Annotated in this window: 15 protein-coding genes; 8 read left to right on the top strand and 7 right to left on the bottom strand. The window is 54.4% G+C overall.

Annotated elements, in window-relative coordinates:
• The first annotated feature begins 48 nt into the window (after positions 1-48).
• On the top strand, positions 49-1,482 hold the full coding sequence (gene glgA / locus QRY16_RS13220; RefSeq protein ID WP_289776909.1) for a glycogen synthase GlgA: 1,434 nt from the start codon (positions 49-51) through the stop codon (positions 1,480-1,482).
• 17 nt (positions 1,483-1,499) lie between these two features.
• Positions 1,500-3,947: a glycogen phosphorylase gene (glgP, locus tag QRY16_RS13215; RefSeq protein ID WP_289776908.1), complete on the top strand. Its 2,448-nt coding sequence runs from the start codon at positions 1,500-1,502 to the stop codon at positions 3,945-3,947.
• 1,967 nt (positions 3,948-5,914) lie between these two features.
• Here glgP and glpD read toward each other — a convergent pair.
• Positions 5,915-7,414 carry a glycerol-3-phosphate dehydrogenase gene (gene glpD, locus QRY16_RS13210; RefSeq protein ID WP_289776907.1) on the bottom strand — a complete coding sequence of 500 codons (1,500 nt, stop codon included), beginning with the start codon at positions 7,412-7,414 and terminating at the stop codon, positions 5,915-5,917.
• Positions 7,415-7,642: 228 nt separating this feature from the next.
• Here glpD and glpE point away from each other — a divergent pair, with 228 nt between their 5' ends.
• The 4 genes from glpE (at position 7,643) to malQ (ending at position 11,921) form a co-directional block, all read left to right on the top strand.
• Positions 7,643-7,969: a thiosulfate sulfurtransferase GlpE gene (gene glpE / locus QRY16_RS13205; protein ID WP_193406032.1), complete on the top strand. Its 327-nt coding sequence runs from the start codon at positions 7,643-7,645 to the stop codon at positions 7,967-7,969.
• Between the two features lie 32 nt (positions 7,970-8,001).
• A complete protein-coding gene (gene glpG, locus QRY16_RS13200) occupies positions 8,002-8,826 on the top strand; it encodes a rhomboid family intramembrane serine protease GlpG (protein ID WP_289776906.1) in 825 nt (274 codons plus the stop codon).
• Between the two features lie 47 nt (positions 8,827-8,873).
• Positions 8,874-9,632 carry a DeoR/GlpR family transcriptional regulator gene (locus tag QRY16_RS13195; protein ID WP_193406034.1) on the top strand — a complete coding sequence of 253 codons (759 nt, stop codon included), beginning with the start codon at positions 8,874-8,876 and terminating at the stop codon, positions 9,630-9,632.
• A gap of 219 nt (positions 9,633-9,851) precedes the next feature.
• Positions 9,852-11,921, top strand: coding sequence for a 4-alpha-glucanotransferase (gene malQ / locus QRY16_RS13190; protein ID WP_289776905.1), 2,070 nt, complete (start codon positions 9,852-9,854; stop codon positions 11,919-11,921).
• Between the two features lie 48 nt (positions 11,922-11,969).
• Here malQ and nfuA read toward each other — a convergent pair whose 3' ends face one another.
• Complete coding sequence (nfuA, locus tag QRY16_RS13185) at positions 11,970-12,545, bottom strand: Fe-S biogenesis protein NfuA (protein ID WP_289776904.1); 576 nt, start codon at positions 12,543-12,545, stop codon at positions 11,970-11,972.
• 58 nt (positions 12,546-12,603) lie between these two features.
• The gene (gntX, locus tag QRY16_RS13180; RefSeq protein ID WP_289776903.1) at positions 12,604-13,284 is read right to left on the bottom strand and encodes a DNA utilization protein GntX; all 681 of its coding nucleotides are present in this window, start codon (positions 13,282-13,284) and stop codon (positions 12,604-12,606) included.
• A 34-nt stretch (positions 13,285-13,318) separates the two neighbouring features.
• On the opposite strand from gntX, the gene bioH reads away from it, so the two are divergent.
• Positions 13,319-14,095: a pimeloyl-ACP methyl ester esterase BioH gene (bioH, locus tag QRY16_RS13175; protein ID WP_289776902.1), complete on the top strand. Its 777-nt coding sequence runs from the start codon at positions 13,319-13,321 to the stop codon at positions 14,093-14,095.
• Between the two features lie 169 nt (positions 14,096-14,264).
• A complete protein-coding gene (locus QRY16_RS13170) occupies positions 14,265-14,534 on the top strand; it encodes a YdgH/BhsA/McbA family protein (protein ID WP_193406039.1) in 270 nt (89 codons plus the stop codon).
• Here QRY16_RS13170 and QRY16_RS13165 read toward each other — a convergent pair whose 3' ends face one another.
• From QRY16_RS13165 to yjbE, 4 genes are all read right to left on the bottom strand, one after another.
• The gene (locus QRY16_RS13165; RefSeq protein ID WP_289776901.1) at positions 14,535-16,223 is read right to left on the bottom strand and encodes an alpha-amylase family glycosyl hydrolase; all 1,689 of its coding nucleotides are present in this window, start codon (positions 16,221-16,223) and stop codon (positions 14,535-14,537) included. It lies immediately after the preceding gene.
• A 284-nt stretch (positions 16,224-16,507) separates the two neighbouring features.
• Positions 16,508-18,829, bottom strand: a complete 2,322-nt coding sequence (locus tag QRY16_RS13160; protein ID WP_419776132.1) for a Tex family protein — start codon at positions 18,827-18,829, stop codon at positions 16,508-16,510.
• A 107-nt stretch (positions 18,830-18,936) separates the two neighbouring features.
• Entirely contained in the window at positions 18,937-19,410 is a 474-nt protein-coding gene (greB, locus tag QRY16_RS13155; protein WP_289776899.1) for a transcription elongation factor GreB, read from the bottom strand.
• Between the two features lie 166 nt (positions 19,411-19,576).
• A complete protein-coding gene (gene yjbE / locus QRY16_RS13150; RefSeq protein WP_193405722.1) occupies positions 19,577-19,822 on the bottom strand; it encodes an exopolysaccharide production protein YjbE in 246 nt (81 codons plus the stop codon).
• Positions 19,823-19,970: the final 148 nt, after the last annotated feature.

Genomic DNA, 19,970 nt, shown 5'->3' with positions numbered 1-19,970 from the left:
ACGCAATCGGCACGCGGATCGTGCCTGATAAACTTAATGAGGTCGAGGATGCAGGTTTTACATGTCTGTTCAGAACTTTTTCCGCTGCTCAAAACTGGCGGGCTGGCTGATGTAGTCGGGGCATTACCTCAGGCACAAATTGCGGGTGGAACGGATACGCGGGTGCTGATTCCCGCGTTTCCAGCATTGCGCAAAGGCATAACGGAGACGCAAGTCGTCGCGGAGCTAAATACCTTTGCCGGTGATGTGCGCTTACTTTTTGGACATTTCAATGGTGTGGGCATTTATATGATTGATGCCCCAGGACTGTATGAGCGACCGGGAAGCCCCTACCACGACGAATCTCAGTTCGCTTACGTTGATAATTATCTGCGTTTTGCGCTGCTCGGCTGGATGGGATGTGAGCTGGCTTGTGGACTCGATACCTACTGGCGTCCTGACATCGTACATGCGCATGACTGGCATGCGGGCCTTACCTGTGCCTATATGGAAGCACGGGGTCGCCCGGCAAAATCAGTATTTACAGTGCATAATCTGGCCTATCAGGGGCTCTTTTCCGCCCATCATCTGGATCAGATTCAGCTACCCCGGTCGTTCTTCAATATGCACGGCTTAGAGTTCTTTGGACAAATTTCTTACCTGAAAGCCGGTCTGTTTTATGCCGATCATGTCACGGCAGTTAGCCCGACGTATGCTCATGAGATTACCTCGGCGGAATTTGGTTATGGCATGGAAACACTACTGGCGCAGCGCATGCTTGAAGGACGCCTAAGCGGCGTGCTCAACGGGGTTGATCCCTCCATTTGGGACCCGGCGCATGATTTGCTACTCAGTGCGCGTTACAACCGTGACACGCTGGAAGCTAAGGCAGAAAACAAGCGTCAGCTCCAGGTCGCCATGGGGCTGAAAGTGGATGAAAAAGCGCCGGTATTCGCGGTCATCAGTCGTCTGACGCGTCAGAAAGGGCTGGATTTAGTGCTCGAAGCATTACCTGGCCTGCTGGCGCAAGGGGGGCAACTGGTGCTGCTTGGGCAGGGCGATGCGGAGTTGCAGCAGGGCTTTTTAGCGGCTGCGGCAGAGCATCCCGGCAGCGTGGGGGTGCAGATTGGCTATCACGAAGCATTCTCACACCGCATTGTTGGTGGCGCTGACGTCATTATGGTGCCAAGCCGCTTTGAGCCTTGCGGCTTAACGCAGTTATACGGCTTGAAATATGGCACCTTGCCGCTGGTGCGAAGAACCGGTGGCCTGGCCGATACGGTTAACGACAGTTCGTTAGAGAATCTGGCGGATGGTATCGCCAGCGGTTTTAGTTTTGAGGACAGTAACGCCTGGTCACTTCTTCGGGCGATTCGGCGCGCTTTTGTATTGTGGTCCCGGCCCTCGCTATGGCGTTACGTCCAGCGTCAGGCGATGGGAATGGATTTTAGCTGGCAGGTGGCAGCACAAGCTTATCGCGATCTCTACCAACGTTTGCTGTAACTGATGAGATACTGGATATGAATGCACCTTTCACTTACGCCTCACCGACACTGACAGTTGATGCCCTAAAGCACTCGATTGCTTACAAACTGATGTTCACCATTGGTAAAGATCCCTCGATTGCCAATAAGCACGAATGGCTGAACGCCGCTCTGCTGGCGGTGCGCGATCGCATGGTGGAACGTTGGCTGCGCTCCAGCCGTGCCCAGCTGTCGCAGGATGTGCGTCAGGTTTATTACCTGTCGATGGAGTTCCTGATGGGCCGCACATTAGGAAATGCGCTGTTAGCGATGGGCATTTACGACGATCTCAACCAGGCGCTGGATGAAATGGGGCTTGATCTGGCTGAATTGATGGAAGAGGAGAACGATCCCGGCCTCGGTAACGGCGGCTTAGGTCGTCTGGCCGCCTGCTTTCTTGATTCCCTTGCCACACTGGGCATGCCGGGACGGGGTTATGGCATTCGCTACGATTACGGCATGTTCAAACAAAATATTGTTGATGGTCAGCAGAAGGAATCGCCGGATTACTGGCTGGAATATGGAAATCCGTGGGAATTCCAGCGTTTCAATACCCGTTATAAGGTGCGGTTTGGCGGACGTATTCAGCATGAGGGCGCTAAGGTGCGCTGGCTGGAAACCGAAGAAATCCTGGCGATGGCTTACGATCAAATCATTCCGGGCTTTGATACCGACGCCACCAACACATTGCGGTTATGGGGCGCCCAGGCCAGTAATGAGATCAACCTCGGTAAATTTAATCAGGGCGATTACTTCGCTGCGGTGGAAGATAAAAACCACTCGGAAAACGTTTCGCGGGTGCTTTATCCTGATGATTCAACCTATTCAGGTCGCGAGCTGCGTTTGCGGCAGGAATACTTTCTGGTCTCGGCCACCGTACAGGACATCCTGAACCGTCACTGGCGTATGCATCAAACCTGGGACAATCTGGCAGATAAGATTGCGATTCACCTCAACGATACGCATCCGGTTTTGGCAATTCCTGAACTGATGCGCTTGCTGATCGATGAACAGAAGTTTAGCTGGGACAACGCTTTTGAAGTGATCTGCCAGGTATTCTCTTATACCAACCATACATTGATGACCGAAGCGCTGGAAACCTGGCCTGTGGATATGATTGGCCGGATCCTGCCGCGCCATCTCAGTATTATTTTTGAAATTAACGATTATTTCCTGAAAACTATCCAGGATTACTACCCGGATGACTGGGATCTGCTGTCGCGCATTTCCATTATCGACGAAAAAAATGGTCGCCAGATTCGTATGGCGTGGCTGGCGGTAGTGATCAGTCATAAAGTTAATGGCGTTTCTGAACTGCATTCCAACCTGATGGTGCAGTCGCTCTTTGCCGACTTCTCCCGGTTGTTTCCAGGCCGTTTCTGCAACAAAACCAACGGTGTAACACCGCGTCGCTGGCTGGCGCTGGCAAACCCGGCGTTGTCTGACGTCCTGGATGAAGAAATTGGTCGTAACTGGCGCACCGAGCTGAGCCAGCTTAATGAGCTGAAAACGCAGATTGATTATCCTGCCTTTATTGAAAAAGTGGCGGTGGCGAAGCATCAGAATAAACGTCGTCTGGCGGAGTGGGTGGCGAAAAATCTGGATGTCGTGCTTGATCCGAACGCGTTATTTGACGTGCAGATTAAGCGCATTCACGAGTATAAACGTCAGCTTCTCAACGTGTTACATGTGATTACTCGCTACAATCGCATTAAAGCCGATCCGGATGGCGACTGGACACCGCGTGTGAATATTTTTGCGGGTAAAGCGGCATCCGCTTATTACGTGGCAAAGCATATTATTCATCTGATCAACGACGTTGCGAAGGTGATCAATAATGATCCGCAGGTGAAAAACAAGCTGAAAGTGGTCTTTATCCCGAATTACAGTGTCAGCCTGGCGCAGATCATCATCCCGGCTGCCGATCTTTCTGAGCAGATTTCAACCGCGGGCACAGAAGCCTCTGGCACCAGTAACATGAAGTTTGCGCTGAACGGCGCATTAACTATCGGTACGCTGGATGGCGCTAACGTTGAAATGCTTGAGCATGTCGGCGAAGAGAATATCTTTATTTTTGGCAATACCACGCCCCAGGTCGAAGCATTACGACGCGACGGCTACAATCCGCGTAAATATTATGAAGAGGATGCAGAGCTGCACCAGGTACTGACGCAGATTGCATCCGGCGTATTTAGTCCACAAGAACCGGAACGCTACCGTAATTTGTTCGATTCGCTGGTGAATTTCGGCGATCACTATCAGCTGTTAGCCGACTACCGCAGCTATGTGGATACACAGGATAAAGTGGATGCGCTTTATCGCCGACCTGAAGAGTGGCAACGCCGCGCCGCGCTGAATATCGCAGGGATGGGTTATTTCTCATCAGACAGGACGATTCAGGAATATGCGGATGAGATCTGGCATATTTCGCCAGTGCGATTGTAGTAGAGGTTACGCCTGGCGTGGAGGATCACGCTGTGAAGCGTTCCGCCCGCCAGGCGGGGGAGATAGTACGGTCTGACGGGCTGGCCAGGCACGCAGGGTGTGGTGGTTCACTCCGTGGAGGTTCCGCTCGCCAGGCGTGGGGGAGTTTCAGCCCGGCCTGTGCAGGCGGACGTGTTAAGGGGCTTACGCCCGCCCCTTAACAATCCCGGCGTCCGGCAGCCTTCGCTGTCCCTTCGTCACTCACTGCGGCCTGACGGACCGACCGGACTCGCCGTCCTGGCTCGTTCCGGCCTCTCGCCGACGTCCTGTCGGCTCGCCCTGGCCTCCGTTCTCTCCTCGGCGCGCCTCCTCAAACCGCCTTTTGTGAGTGATAGGTTTTTTCTCAGCCGGGCGTTGTCTGTTGGCTGGGGATGCAAAAGCCAGAAATTCATCGCGATGAAGGCAGAAGATAAAGAGGCCGCTGTTGCGGCGGAGATTTAGTGACTGCTCACTCTGTGAAGGTTCCGCCCGCCAGGCGTGGGGGAGTTTCAGCATGGCCTGTGCAGGCGGACGTGTTAAGGGGCTTACGCCCGCCCCTTAACAATCCCGGCGTCCGGCAGCCTTCGCTGTCCCTTCGTCACTCACTGCGGCCTGACGGACCGTCCGGACTCGCCGTCCTGGCTCGTTCCGGCCTCTCGCCGACGTCCTGTCGGCTCGCCCTGGCCTCCGCTCTTTCCTCAGCGCGCCGGATGCCTCCTCAAACCCCCGCCTGTGAGTGTTGGATTTTTTCTCAGCCGGGCGTTGTCTGTTGGCTAGGGATGCAAAAGCCAGAAATTCATCGCGATGAAGGCAGAAGATAAAGAGGCCGCTGTTGCGGTGGTTCACGCTGTGGAGGTTCCGCCCGCCAGGCGTGGGGGAGTTTCAGCATGGCCTGTGCAGGCGGACGTGTTAAGGGGCTTACGCCTGCCCCTTAACAATCCCGGCGTCCGGCAGCCTTCGCTGTTCCTTCGTCACTCACTGCGGCCTGACGGACCGACCGGACTCGCCGTCCTGGCTCGTTCCGGCCTCTCGCCGACGTCCTGTCGGCTCGCCCTGGCCTCCGCTCTTTCCTCAGCGCTCCGGATGCCTCCTCAAGCCCTGCCTGTGAGTGATAAGTTTTTCTCAGCCGGGCGTTGTCTGTTAGTCAGGAATGCAAAAACTACAAAGCCAGTAACTCATCGCGATAAAGCCATAAAATTAAGGTACCGCTGTTGCAGCGGGGGTTTGTCAGAGGCCATCCCGTCCGCTGAGCGGATGAGGGATTTCAGGACGAGCGGCAGGGAGGCCGCGAAGAGGACGGCATGAGCCAGGACGGCGAATCCGTCCGGTCCGTAAAGAAATCGCGAAGAAGCGAGGGAACCGCGTAGCGGCGGGCGGGCTGGCCGGAAGCGCGGGTCAAGGGTTGCCGCTCAGCAACCCTTGTCGGTCGCCCGCAGCGGGCAGAATGAAACTGCCCGTTTACCCGGGCGAACGAAACCTCACCGCTAGTTCGTACCACGAACAAATCTCTCACCACGCCGGTTCGCGCCCAGCCCGGTCAGCCCACCGCAGTAAAACAGCGACAGAAAGATACCGATGTCACAGCGGGGATGTGCCAGAGGCCATCCTGCCCGCTGAGCGGATGAGGGATTTCAGGACGAGCGGCAGGGAAGCCGCGAAGAGGACGGCATGAGCCAGGACGGCGAATCCGTCCGGTCCGTAAAGAAATCCCGAAGAAGCGAAGGCACCGCGCAGCGGCGGGCGGGCTGGCCGGAAGCGCGGGTCAAGGGTTGCCGCTCTGCAACCCTTGTCGGTCGCCCGCAGCGGCAGTAATGAAACTGCCCGTCTGCCCGGGCGAACGAAACCTCACCGCGCTGATCCGCAGCACCAGACAACTCCTCACCGCGCCAGTTCGTGCCACGAACAAATGCCTTTAGCGCCGGTTCGCGCCCCGACGCGCTCAACTGCGGTTATGAGGCCAATGACAGGGCAGGTTTGGCTGTCAGCCACTCGGCTACACGTGCCTGCTGCTCTTTTGTCAGCCACATACCCTGCTTGGTACGACGCCAAATCGCATCATCCAGCTCACGTACCCATTCGTTCTGCACTAAATAACGTAGCTCTGCTTCGTAGAAATCATGACCAAAGTTCTCACCCAGATCTTCCAGCGTTGTCGCACCCTCCAGCAGTACTTCGGTATTGCTTCCGTAAGTGCGGGCATAGTGGCGAGCCATATTTTCATTGATGAACGGATAGCGACGACGCAGGCTGGCGGCGTAATCTTCGCGCGTTCCGGCAATGTTACCCCCTGGCAGCACGCAGTTTTTTGTCCAGGCGGGTCCGGCGTTCGGGAAGTACCGGGCCAGTTTTTCCAGCGCATGTTCAGCCAGTTTACGATACGTAGTCAGCTTGCCGCCGAATACCGACAGCAGCGGAGCCTGACCGTTTTCGTCACGCACGTCCAGCGTGTAATCGCGGGTAATCGCCTGTGGTGAGTCGGATTCATCATCACACAACGGACGCACGCCAGAATAGGTCCAGACAATATCATCAGCGGCCAGCTGTTTGTTGAAGTGTCCGTTGTACACTTTCAGCAAATAATCTATCTCGCTGTCGTCGATTTTGACGTTTTTTGGATCGCCTTTGTATTCAACATCGGTGGTGCCAATGATCGAGAACTCATCCATCCACGGAATGACAAACACAATGCGGTTATCTTCGTTTTGCAGGATATAAGCCTGTTTCTCTTTATGCACGCGCGGCACCACGATGTGGCTACCTTTGATCAGGCGGATACCGTAAGGGGATTTCAGCTTCAGTCCATCGTCAAAGAATTGTTTCACCCACGGACCGGCTGCGTTTACCAGCCCTTTGGCGCGCCAGGTATAGGTTTTTCCGCTGTCGATATCTTCCGCTTCTACCATCCACAAGCCGCCTTCACGCCAGGCGCGCGTTACACGGGTGCGTGTTTTCACTTCACCGCCGTGCTTCACGACTTCCTGCGCGTTCAATACCACCATGCGGGCATCGTCGATCCAGCAGTCAGAATATTCGAATCCGCGCGTAATCTCTGGCTTCAGGGCCGAGTCCGCGCCAAAACGCAGGCTTTTACTGCCGGGTAAACTGGTGCGTTTACCTAAATGATCGTACATAAACAGGCCGGTACGGATCATCCATGCCGGACGCAAATGTGGACGGTGCGGTAAACGGAAGCGCATAGGGAACGCGATATGGGGCGCCATTTTCAGCAGCACTTCACGCTCTGCCAGTGCTTCACTGACTAAGCGAAATTCGTAGTGTTCAAGGTAGCGCAGGCCGCCGTGGATCAGTTTTGAACTGGCAGAAGAGGTCGCGCAAGCCAGGTCCCGCGCCTCCAGCATCAACACCGACAGTCCGCGTCCTGCAGCATCCGCTGCAATGCCGGCACCGTTGATGCCGCCGCCGATCACGATCAGGTCTTTGGTTTCCACGTCATATCCTCCGATGTTCGGAATAGTTCATTAATGTTCGTTTTCGAGCATAATAATAATCGTAAACCAACATTGATGCCAGCTTTTAACCAGGTAAAAACATTTTTGCGTGATATAGCTAACATTCTGAGGGTGAAAAAAATTCAAACACCTAAAGTTAGTCAGGTCATTGGGGCAAATTATCGGGTTACACTAGGCGCTCATTGTGACGCAGTAATGAGAGACACCATGGAAACGTTCGAATGTATTAATGTTCAGCAGGCTCAGGATCGCCTGGCGCAAGGCGCGCTGCTGGTAGATATTCGCGACCCACAAAGTTTTGCGTTGGGTCATGCAACTGGCGCGTTGCACCTGTCAAACAGCAACCTCAATGCGTTTATTGCCGGTGCCGATCTCACGTTGCCGGTGCTGGTGATGTGCTATCACGGCAACAGCAGCAAAAGCGCAGCACACTATTTGTTGCATCAGGGATTCGCGGCGGCATACAGCATTGATGGCGGCTTTGATGCCTGGCGTGCAGCTTTTCCAGCGCAGGTCGCTAACGGCAGCGTTTAAACAGCACATCATCGCACAGAGAGTTACGTATCATGCGCATTACCCAATTTAATCAGCCGCGTATGGCGCAGGCGTTCGTCGATTACATGGCAACGCGCGGCGTCGTTTTGCGCATTGAGCGCGAAAGTCATTACGTCATTATGCTGGATGATGAAAGTAAACTGACGATGGTCGAAAACGAACTTGAGCAGTTTGTGCGTGACCCTAATCATCCACGTTATCAGGCGGCTAGCTGGCATAGTGGTAAAACCGACAGCGGCTTACGTTATGAACGCACCAATTTCTGGGCGAATATTCGTGAACGCGCCGGCCCGCTGAGCATGACCATCATAGCGATGTGCATCGCGGTATTTATTTTGATGCAGGTGATCGGCGACAGCACCGTCATGTACTGGCTTGCCTGGCCAGACGGCCCGGATCAATATCTTGAAGGCTGGCGCTGGTTCAGCCATATCCTGCTGCATTTTTCGCTGCTGCACATTCTGTTCAACCTGATGTGGTGGTGGTATCTCGGTGGCGCGGTAGAAAAGCGTCTCGGCAGCGGCAAACTGTTTGTCATCATGCTGATTTCAGCGCTACTCAGCGGCTGGATGCAGGCTAAATTCAGTGGCATCTGGTTTGGCGGCTTATCCGGCGTAGTTTATGCCCTGATGGGATACTGCTGGCTGCGCGGTGAACGCGATCCTGACAGCGGCATCTATCTTGAGCGTGGCTTGATCGGTTTTGCAATTGTCTGGCTGGTGATTGGCTGGTTTGGCGCTTTTGGTCTGGCAATAGCCAATGCGGCGCATGTTGCCGGTCTGGTGGTGGGATTAGCGATGGCCTTTGTTGATACGCGCAACGTTAAGCGTCGTTAGGAACAATAAAAAGAAGAACGGCTCATGGCCGGAAACAGGAGAGCAATGTGAAGCAGACGCAACGTCACGACGCCATTATCGATCTGGTTCGGCGTCAGGGATATGTCAGTACCGAAGAGCTGGTGGATCACTTCGAGGTGAGCCCGCAAACCATTCGTCGTGATCTGAATGATCTTGCTGATCAAAACAAGATCCAGCGTCATCATGGCGGTGCTGCACTGCCGTCAAGTTCTGAGAATACCGCCTGGCAGGATCGTAAAATGATGTGGTCGGCAGAAAAGGCGCGTATTGCTCAGCGCGTCGCCAGCCAGATCCCCGATGGTGCAACGCTGTTTATCGACATTGGCACGACGCCGGAAGCGGTTGCGCATGCGTTACTCAATCACAATGATTTACGTGTAGTCACCAACAACCTTAATGTGGCGATGCTGTTGATGGGTAAGCCGGATTTTCGGGTCATCATCGCCGGTGGTGAAGTGCGTACCCGTGATGGCGCAGTGATGGGCGAAGCCACGCTGGACTTCATTTCACAGTTCCGCCTTGATTACGGCATCCTTGGCATTAGCGGTATTGATACAGATGGCTCGCTGCTGGAATTCGATTATCACGAAGTACGCACCAAGCGCGCGATTATCGAAAACTCGCGCTGCGTGATGCTGGTGGTTGATCACTCCAAGTTTGGTCGTAACGCGATGGTGAATCTCGGCAATATGAGCCTGCTTGACTATCTCTACACCGACCAGATACCGCCAGCCAGCGTCATGAAGGTCATTGAGCAATATGAAGTGCACCTTGAGCTTTGCTAATTTACCTTAACGCCAGCGTAATGCTGGCGTTTTTCCTTGATCGCTGTCGCTTTTTTCCTCCCTCACGTTTTTACTTATGACGTTACTGACACACCATCGTCAGCCCATGCGCATCCCGGTCAGTAACGTAACGCCGCCTACACCGGTATGCTCAGCCGGGATCATCCGGTTCACAATTATCAACCACGCATCTGGCAAGCCAAACGCTAAGGAGCGGCAATGAAAGAGAGTTCGCTTGATAAAGCAGCGCGTGCTGCCGGGATTTCGCTGCACTTCACCGATGTTAACGGTGAAATCCAGTCGATCAGTGATGAAACTAAGCGTGCATTACTGGCGGTGATGGATAACGCCGATCGCGGTAAAAAGTCGCCGCTGCCGCCAGTTGTGGTGTTCAGTGGCAGAACAAAGCGTCAGCTTACGCCGCGTGGCCGTGGCGTATATCACTGGCAGCTTCGTAGCGAAAATGGAAATGTTTTCGAAGGTGAGGTGCAAGGTGAGGCGCTTTTTACGCTGCCTTCACCGCTGGGGCAAGGCTATCACCAACTGACGCTAAGCCAGGGCAGGCAGCAATGGCACATGCGGATTATCGTCACGCCGCGCCGCTGTTATCTGCCCCCCGCGCTGCGTGCGGGTGAAAAGCGTTGGGGCGCACTGGTGCAGCTTTATACCCTGCGTTCGGCCACCAACTGGGGTATCGGCGATTTTGGCGATTTACAGCAAATGCTGGAGCAGCTGGCTGCACAGGGCGGAGATTTCGTTGGCCTGAATCCTCTGCATGCGCTTTATCCCGCCAGCCCGGACTTTGCGAGCCCTTATAGCCCCTCTTCGCGACGCTGGCTCAACATCATTTACATTGATGTGGCGCAGGTAGTGGATTTTCAGCAAAGCGCAGCGGCACAGCGATGGTGGAAAAGCGCTAAGACGCAGCGTGCAGTCGCCAAAGCGCGTGATGAGGAGTGGGTAGATTATGATGCAGTGATGGCGCTGAAGCTGACCGCGTTGCGTCACGCATGGGCGCAGTTTCAGCCACGCGATAAAGACGATGAGGATAAGCGTGTCTTTGCTGCGTTTGTGCAGGAAGGGGGCGATAGTCTGTATTACCAGGCCGCCTATGACGGCTTGCAGGCAGAGCGCCGCGCCGAAAATGCGCAACACTGGGGCTGGCCAGCCTGGCCGGAGGACTGGCGTAACAGTCAACTGCCTGAGGTGCAGCGCTGGTGCGAACAGCACAAGGATGAAATCGCTTTCTGGCAATGGCTGCAATATCTGGCGCAGCAACAGTTTTCTCGCTGCTGGCAGATCAGCCAAACGCGGGGAATGAGCGTTGGCCTTTACCGCGATTTGGCCGTTGGCGTCGCGGAAGGCAGTGCTGAAACCTGGCACGATCCTGAACTTTACCGCCTACACGCCTCGGTAGGCGCACCGCCCGACAGGCTTGGCCCGCTGGGGCAATACTGGGGATTGCCGCCGATGGATCCGCACGTGATGCAGGCGCGCGGCTATCAGCCCTTTATCGACATGTTGCGCGCGAATATGCGGGACTGCGGCGCACTGCGTATTGATCACGTCATGTCGCTGCTGCGCCTGTGGTGGGTGCCTGCGGGTGAGACTGCCGACAAAGGTGCTTATGTCGCCTATCCGGTTGAGGATCTGCTTGGGATTCTGGCGCTGGAAAGTCAGCGTCAGCGCTGCATGGTGATTGGCGAAGATCTGGGAACTGTGCCGAAAGAGATTGTCAGCCTGCTGCGTAACAGCGGGATATTTTCCTGGAAGGTGCTGTGGTTTGAGCAGCAGCATGATGGAAAATATCGCACGCCGGATGAATATCCGCGCCAGTCGATTGCCAGCGCCAGTACTCACGATCTGCCGACATTAAGCGGTTTTTGGGAAGCGGGGGATCTGCTGCTGGGAGAAAAAATAGGGTTATATCCCGGTGATGCGGTGCAGCCGCTACATCAGCAACGTGCAGCGCAGAAACAGGCGCTGTTAAATGTGCTGCACCAGGCCGGATCGCTTCCCGTAAGCAGCCCGAGGCAGGCGGATAAGCTCCCCATGTCACCCAGACTTAATCAGGCCATCCATCGTTTTCTTGCGAATACGCATAGCACGTTACTGGGGTTGCAGCCGGAAGACTGGCTGGGCATGACCACGCCAGTGAACGTGCCGGGTACGGTGGATCAATATCCTAACTGGCGCCGAAAGCTGACGCAGCCGCTTGAGGAAATCTTCGCAAATACAGAAGTGAAAAAATTACTGAAAACGGTAAGCCAGCAACGTAAGGCAAACTGAGAAGGGAAGCGCGACAGGGCTGTCGCGCTGCATTACCCAGTAAATCGATCAGTAATAAGAATGCTCACCGCGCTGATGTTCGGTAAGGTCACGCACGCCTTTCAGTTCAGGGAAAGCCGCCAGCAACTCTTTTTCGATGCCGTCTTTTAGCGTTACATCGATCATGGAGCAGCCATTACAGCCACCACCAAATTGCAGAATGGCATAACCATCGTCAGTAATTTCCATTAGTGACACGCGCCCACCGTGACCGGCCAGCTGTGGGTTAATCTGCGCCTGTAACAGGTATTCAACGCGTTCGACCATCGGCGCATCGTCAGATACTTTACGCATTTTAGCGTTTGGCGCTTTCAGCGTGAGCTGCGAGCCGAGGTTATCGGTAACGAAATCGATCTCAGCGTCTTCCAGATAGGGCGCGCTCAACTCGTCAATATAGGCGGACAGCTTTTCGAACTTCAGTTCGGTATCCGTCGCTTCAACGGCATCGGGCGGGCAATAGGAAACGCCACATTCGGCCGTTGGCGTACCCGGGTTAATCACGAATACGCGAATCTGGGTGCCATCTTCTTGTTTGGACAGCAGTTTTGAGAAGTGCTCTTGGGCAGAATCAGTAATTCGGATCATGTCGATTGCTCAATAGTTGACTAATTTAGTTGGTTATAATACGCCCATCACCGGCGCTCTACAAGGTACGGCACAGGCACCAAACCTGCACGCTGGCCGCGCCCTGCGCCAGTAACAGACGGCTAATTTCTTCTACCGTACTGCCGGTGGTAATCACATCGTCGATAAGGGCGATATGGCGCCCACGCACCGCAAATTCAAGGCGAAAGGCGCCGCGTAAATTAGTGCGGCGCTGCTGCGCGCTGAGCTGATGTTGCAATGCGCCCTTGCGCTGTCGCCGCAATCCTTCGCTAAATTCACACGTTAACCAGTGCGCCAGCGGTTGGGCCAGCAATGCCGACTGATTGTAGCCGCGCTGCCAACCGCGCTGATGATGCAGCGGTACGCACAGTAATAAATCTGGACGCGTTAACAGGCGTGTGCGGTAAGCCTGCAACCAGCTTAACAAAAGCAGTCGGGTCAGCATCACCCTAAGTGCGGTAACGCGAGAAAATTTGAGTTGATGCACCCAATGACTCACTGGCGCCTGATAAGCACTGACACAAACCAGTGCCTGCCACGCGGGCGGCGAAAGCAGGCAGCGACCGCAGGGTAACCGGGCTGAGGCTGCGGGCAGTCCACAGCGCGGACAAAGCAAAGGCAGCAGCGGCAGGCTACGTAAACAATGACTACAAATACCGTGATGCGAAAAGCGCAGCGGTAACGAGCATAGCCAACAAAGGGCTGGCATTGGTAGCATAACGACCTCCTTATCAACTTTGGAAGAGTAACTGATGACGTCGCTTTACGGGTATACCTGCGGAGAAGGGGAGACAGATCTTGTGCTGCTTCACGGCTGGGGACTGAATGCCGAAGTGTGGCAAAGCATCGTTCCGCGACTCAGCGCGCAATTTCGCCTGCATCTGATCGACCTACCGGGATATGGTCGCAGTCGGGGTTTTACGGCAATGACGCTGGATGAGATGGCAGAACAGCTGTTGCCGTCGATGCCGCCACGCGCCATTGTGCTTGGCTGGTCGCTGGGGGGATTAGTGGCAACGCAGCTGGCATTAACGGCACCTGAGCGAGTACGCGCGCTAATTACCGTGGCTTCATCGTCCTGTTTTACCGCCAGCGATGAATGGCCAGGCATCAAATCAGAAACCCTGCACGGCTTTCAGCGACAGCTGAGTAATGATTTTCAGCGCACCGTTGAACGTTTTCTTGCACTACAAACGTTAGGCACTGAAAGTGCGCGCGCCGATGCACGCCAGTTGAAGGAGGTGGTGCTGTCACAACCGATGCCGTCGGTTGAGGTACTGGAAGATGGGTTAGAGATCCTGCGTGAGGTTGATTTACGCAGCGCATTACCCGGCATCAGCCAGCCGTTTCTGCGAATTTACGGTTCGCTGGATGGCCTGGTGCCGCGTCGTATTGCTCAGCTGTTAGAGCAGGCGCTGCCTTTCTCGCCTTCGGTCGTGATAGAGAAAGCAGCACATGCGCCTTTCATCTCGCATCCTGATGCATTTACACAACATATCATGCGTTTCAGCGATGAATTATCGACATAAATCCTTCCGCTGCTGGCAAAATAACCGGCAGCGGTAATACTTCATTCGTGAGCAAGGCCGCTGAATTTATATGTGAATAGCCAGGGCTGGGCTATGCCGTTCCATACTGCTTTATCGCGCTTTGCGGCTGCTTACATCTCAACAATGGATCATGAATGAGGGTAATCAAATGAAGATGATGAAATGGGTTTTGGCTTCCGTGATGATAAGTGCCGTTTCTTTCTCAGCTATAGCAGCGAAAGAGGTTACTAAAGAAGACGTTCAGAAGATGAACCTTAAGAAAATAGGTACAGTAAACACCACGGCGGAAACCACCTCACCGATGGATGCGAAGCGCGAGCTGTCAAAATTAACGGATGAAAAAGGGGGACGTTATTTCCTGGTGATCGCTGGCCGTGAACACGGCAAATTTAGCGCCGTCGCTGACGTCTACAAATAATTATCCGCGTAGCCACATAAACTGCCAGGCATCCAGCGTTAACGGCTGGGTGCCTTCTATTTTATCTCCCGTAATCACGTCCTGTAATGTCCGCGCCTCCGGTAGCTGCGTTTTAACTTGTCGGCCACTCAAATTAAACACGCAGAGTAAACTCTCGCCGCTAGTGGGCGAATGGCGTTTTAGTACGAGCAGCGCATTTTCACAGTCAAATAGCGTCATGGGGTTATCGGGGTGAAAGGCTGGCTGTCGTCGGCGTAGCTGGATAAGCTGACTGAGCCGGGTATAAACCTGCTGACGTAGCCAGTCGCCGCCCGCCAGAGCGGTTTCAATCTCCTGCAAATCGTATTTCTGACGATTGATGGCGCGGTTATGTCCTGCCGCACGCACACCAGCGTAATCATTACGCGATCCCACAATGCTTTGAATGTAGACAGCCGGCACGCCAGGAAATGCCAGCAATATGGCATGAGCAAGCAAAAATCGCTTCAGGCGCGTTGTGTCGTCCTCTTCCTGACGCGTTAACGCGTCGAGATAGGTAACGTTAATTTCGTATGGGCTGGTGGTGCCGTCAGGATTGTTTTTGTAGGAAACCAATGCGCCTTCTAACGCTAAATCGCGCACCAACGCCACAATCTCGACTTCGGTTAAAATGCCGCGTGCCGGATTCAGTCCAATGCCATCATGCGAAGCGAGAAAATTGAAAAAGGTCGTGCCGCTGTTATTCAGATCGAGCGAGCTGGCCCACTGGCGCAGCGCACGTCCCGAACCCGAATGAATAGCATGCAGTACCAGCGGTGGCAGCGAAAACTGATACACCATTTGTGCTTCATCATGGCCATTGCCGAGATAGCTGATGTTGTCTTTATGCGGCACGTTGGTTTCGGTGATGATCACCGTGCCAGGCGCGACCTTATTCGCAATGGCGCGAAATAATTTCACCAGCAGGTGGGTTTTCGCTAAATGGATGCAGCGGGTGCCGGGGGTTTTCCACATATAGCCAACCGCATCCAGCCGCACGTAATCCGCTCCGCGCGTCAGATAGTCGAGCAACACATCCACCATGCGGATTAAAACGTCGGGGTTGGCGAAGTTGAGATCGATTTGATCGGCGCTAAACGTCGTCCAGATAAAGCGCGTTTCGCCATCTGCCATCTTAAATGGTGTCAGCAATGGCGAGGTCCGCGGCCGCGTCACCGCGCTGAGATCGGTGGCAGGCGGCATGCTGATAAAGAAATTGTCCCAGCCAGGATCCTGCGCCAGATAATGTTTAAACCACGCGCTGTGTGCTGACATGTGATTACAGACGAAATCGAACATCAGCCGGGTTTCCTGATGCAGTGTGGCGACATCGTGCCATTCGCCGCATAGCGGATTGACCTGATGATAATCAATCACTGAAAAACCATCGTCAGAAGAGTAAGGAAAAAACGGTAGCAGATGTACCAGTGGAAAAGTGGATTGCAGATGCTGCTGATAGAAGCGTGAGAAGCTGCGAAGCGTGGGTTTATCAGGCTCGCGGAACTGGTCGGCGTAGGTAATGAGGACCACATCCTGTTCATCCCAGTGCGTTTTGCGCGGCAGTTTCGTCGCATTGCACGCTCTGGCAATATTGGCAAGCAGGCGTTCACGCGCGGCCTGTGGAAAGGTGTCAGCATAAATCTTATCGATTAAAGCAGTGATCGTTTCCATCGTGAATTGGGTGCCACAGCAGGTGTTGTTTTTATGACAGGCGTTTTTTTAGCGTAGTGTGCCGGTGGGGATTTTCAAATAATTATCCCCCGCCAGGCAGGGGATAAACGGTTCAAAGCGATAAACTATCGCAAGCTACTGGCAGACATTACGCGCGGAGAACACGAGCAGCGAGGTAAAGCGTCTCGTGCGGTGGGCGACGCAGGACAGGCTGCCAGCAATGACATTGGTGCCCTGCCGTCTGTCCGGCGCTACCGCAATTGGCGCGCGGTCTCCAGTTTTATTTAGCGCTTCTTACCAAACGCGGCCGCCAGCGCATCGCCCATCGCGCTATTACCCGCCGTCTGGCTGACAGGACGCGGTCGCCCTTTATTCGCCGCTGGCCGCGCATTTTCACGTGGCGCGCTGCGATTGCTGCGGGCACTGCTTTCGCCTGGCTGTTCGTCCAGCCGCAGAGTTAACGCAATGCGTTTACGCTGTAGATCGACTTCCATCACCTTCACTTTGACAATATCGCCAGCTTTAACCACTTTGTGGGGATCGTCCACGAACTTGTCCGAAAGTGAAGAGATATGGACTAATCCGTCCTGATGAACACCAATATCCACAAACGCACCAAAATTGGTGACGTTAGTTACCGCCCCTTCCAGCACCATGCCGGGCGTTAAATCATTCAGTGTTTCCACGCCTTCAGCAAACTGTGCCGTTTTAAATTCCGGGCGTGGATCGCGACCCGGTTTTTCCAGTTCTTTCAGGATGTCAGTCACGGTTGGCAGACCGAAACGCTCATCGGTAAAATCCCTGGCGCTCAGACCACGCAAGCCAGACGGATTACCCATCAAATCATTCAGCGCCTGCTCGGTTGCCGCCAGAATACGTTCCACCACCGGATAGGCCTCCGGGTGAACAGTTGAAGCATCAAGCGGGTTATCGCCGTGATTAATACGTAGAAAACCTGCGCATTGCTCAAAGGCTTTAGGGCCAAGACGGCTAACTTTCAATAACTGCTGACGATTCTGGAAACGGCCATTCTCGTCGCGCCAGTTAACGATATTTTGGGCCATCATCCGCGTTAAACCCGCAACGCGCGTAAGCAGCGGCACCGAAGCAGTATTCAGATCAACACCGACGGCGTTCACGCAGTCTTCCACTACCGCATCCAGCTTCTTCGCCAGCTGGCTTTGACTGACGTCGTGCTGGTACTGGCCCACACCAATCGATTTTGGATCGATCTTCACCAGCTCTGCCAGCGGGTCCTGCAAACGGCGGGCGATAGAAACGGCACCGCGGATGGAAACGTCCAGGTCAGGAAACTCCAGCGCGGCCAGTTCTGACGCGGAATACACCGATGCCCCCGCTTCGCTGACAATGACTTTCTGCGCGGTAACCTGCGGATACTGTTTCTGCACTTCAAGGAAGAAGCGCTCAGTCTCACGCGAAGCGGTGCCGTTACCAATGGCGACCAGTTCAACCTGATGCTTGCTACACAACGTCGCGACGAGGGCCGCAGCTTTCGCGGCCTGGCCGGTGTGGGGATAAATGGTATCGGTGGCGACCAGCTTGCCGGTGGCATCGACAACTGCGACCTTCACGCCGGTGCGCAGACCGGGGTCGAGCCCCATCGTCGAACGCATCCCCGCCGGTGCCGCCATCAGCAGATCGTGCAGGTTACGGGCGAACACGTTGATGGCTTCATCTTCAGCGCGTTCGCGTACTGTGCCCATCAGCTCTGTTTCCAGATGCAGCATTACTTTGATGCGCCACGTCCAGCTCACTACCGCTTTACGCCAGCTGTCTGCCGGGGCGTTATTCAGTTGAAGGTTTAAGTGCCCGGCAATCAACGTTTCGCCGTGGCTTTCACGCGGCGCTTCGTCAAATTGCGGATCGGCATTCAGCGACAGCTGCAATATGCCTTCGTTTCGTCCGCGCAACATGGCCAGGGCGCGGTGTGACGGCACGCTGTTTAGCGCTTCATGATGATCGAAATAGTCGCGGAATTTTGCGCCGGCTTCTTCTTTTCCTTCCACCACCTTTGATACCAGATGGGCGTTTTTCCACAGGTAATCGCGCACTTTCGCCAACAGCGTGGCGTCTTCAGCAAAGCGTTCCATCAGAATATAGCGGGCGCCATCCAGTGCAGCACGGACATCCGCGACGCCTTTATCCGGCGCGACATAGCCTGCCGCTAACTGCTCAGGATGCTGCGAAGGATCTTGCCACAAGGTCTCTGCCAGCGGCTCCAGACCGGCTTCAATCGCGATCTGTCCACGTGTGCGGCGTCTGGGTTTATACGGTAGGTAAAGGTCTTCGAGTTCGGTCTTACTGAGAGTGGTACGGATGGCTCTGGCGAGGTCGTCGGTGAGTTTGCCTTGTTCATCAATGGATTTCAGAATCGACTGGCGGCGTTCTTCCAGTTCACGCAGATAGCTCAGGCGGGTTTCCAGCTGGCGTAGTTGGGTATCGTCCAGTCCGCCGGTCACCTCTTTACGATAACGTGCAATAAACGGCACGGTATTCCCTTCGTCCAGCAGGCGAACGGCGGCATCAACTTGCTCTGCCCGCGCCTGCAGCTCACTCGCAATTATGTGGCTCAGCGTATCTTTCATCATCAGTAACTGTCTTGCTTACAGGGTTAAGAAATAGCGAACAGTTATACGGATTGACGGCTGAGATTGCCAGCGGCGCAGGCGGATTTAGGCGATATTCTGAGTCGCTATTCCTGATAAGTAATCGCGTTGACATACCACAATGCGGGACCGGCTGGTGTCTCTACCGTCGCGACATCGCCAGCCTCTTTTTTTAGCAGCGCCCGAGCCATGGGGGAATCAATCGAGATGTAATCTTTACGGCCAAAAATTTCGTCGTAACCAACGATGCGAAAGCGTTTAATAATCCCGTCATCGTTCTCGACTTCGACCCACGCACCAAAGAAAACCTTGCCATCCTGCTGCGGGGAATAATCAACAATGCGAAGTTGTTCAAGGCTTTTGGTCAGATAACGTACCCGACGATCAATTTCGCGCAGACGCTTTTTGTTGTATTGATAATCTGCATTTTCGCTGCGATCGCCGAGGCTGGCAGCCCAGGTGACTTTTTTGGTCACTTCAGGTCGCTCTTCGCGCCACAGATAATCAAGCTCGGCCTTTAACTGATTAAAGCCTTCGCGGGTAATGAGTCGGGTTTTCATGCAACAGCAGCCAGAAATGTGAAAAGAGGTTCAGTGTAAAGCAAATGCGGCGCGGCAAAAAAGAGTCGGGGAAAGGGTTTTTAAACGCTAAAAACCCACGTTGACTTCCCCGGTGGCGAAACAGGCTGACACAGAAGGGGTATTCTAAGCGTGATAATGAACTGAATTATTTTCCGGCCTGGGTCGCGGTGGTCGTCGACGTGCCGTTACCGTGGCCATCTCCGCCGCCGCCAGCCGTTGCCAGCGCTACGCCAAATAGCGCTGCGACTGCACCAACACCGATGGCGTTTGAGTTACCTTGTGCGGTTGTTGACGCTGTTGCTCCTGCGGCTTCGCCCGCCGTCGTGGCAGCATAAACCGGGCTAACGCTGGTCAGCGCCAAGGCACTCAGCAGTAATAATGTTTTTTTCATCATTGTCTCCCCGTAATGACATCGCAAGGCGTGATGCCAGGCCAGTCTGAGCGAAATAATCCGGAGAGAAAAGATGACTTTACTGATTGATTTATTAGGCTTTAATTTTAAATGGCCTTATCCCGCGCTGCGCTAAAACTATTCCGAG

This window comes from Mixta mediterraneensis (assembly GCF_030283135.1).
Classification (GTDB): Bacteria; Pseudomonadota; Gammaproteobacteria; order Enterobacterales; family Enterobacteriaceae; genus Pantoea; species Pantoea mediterraneensis.
The sequence above is the reverse complement of the archived record's forward strand: the minus strand, read 5'-3'. Positions and strand labels throughout refer to the sequence as shown.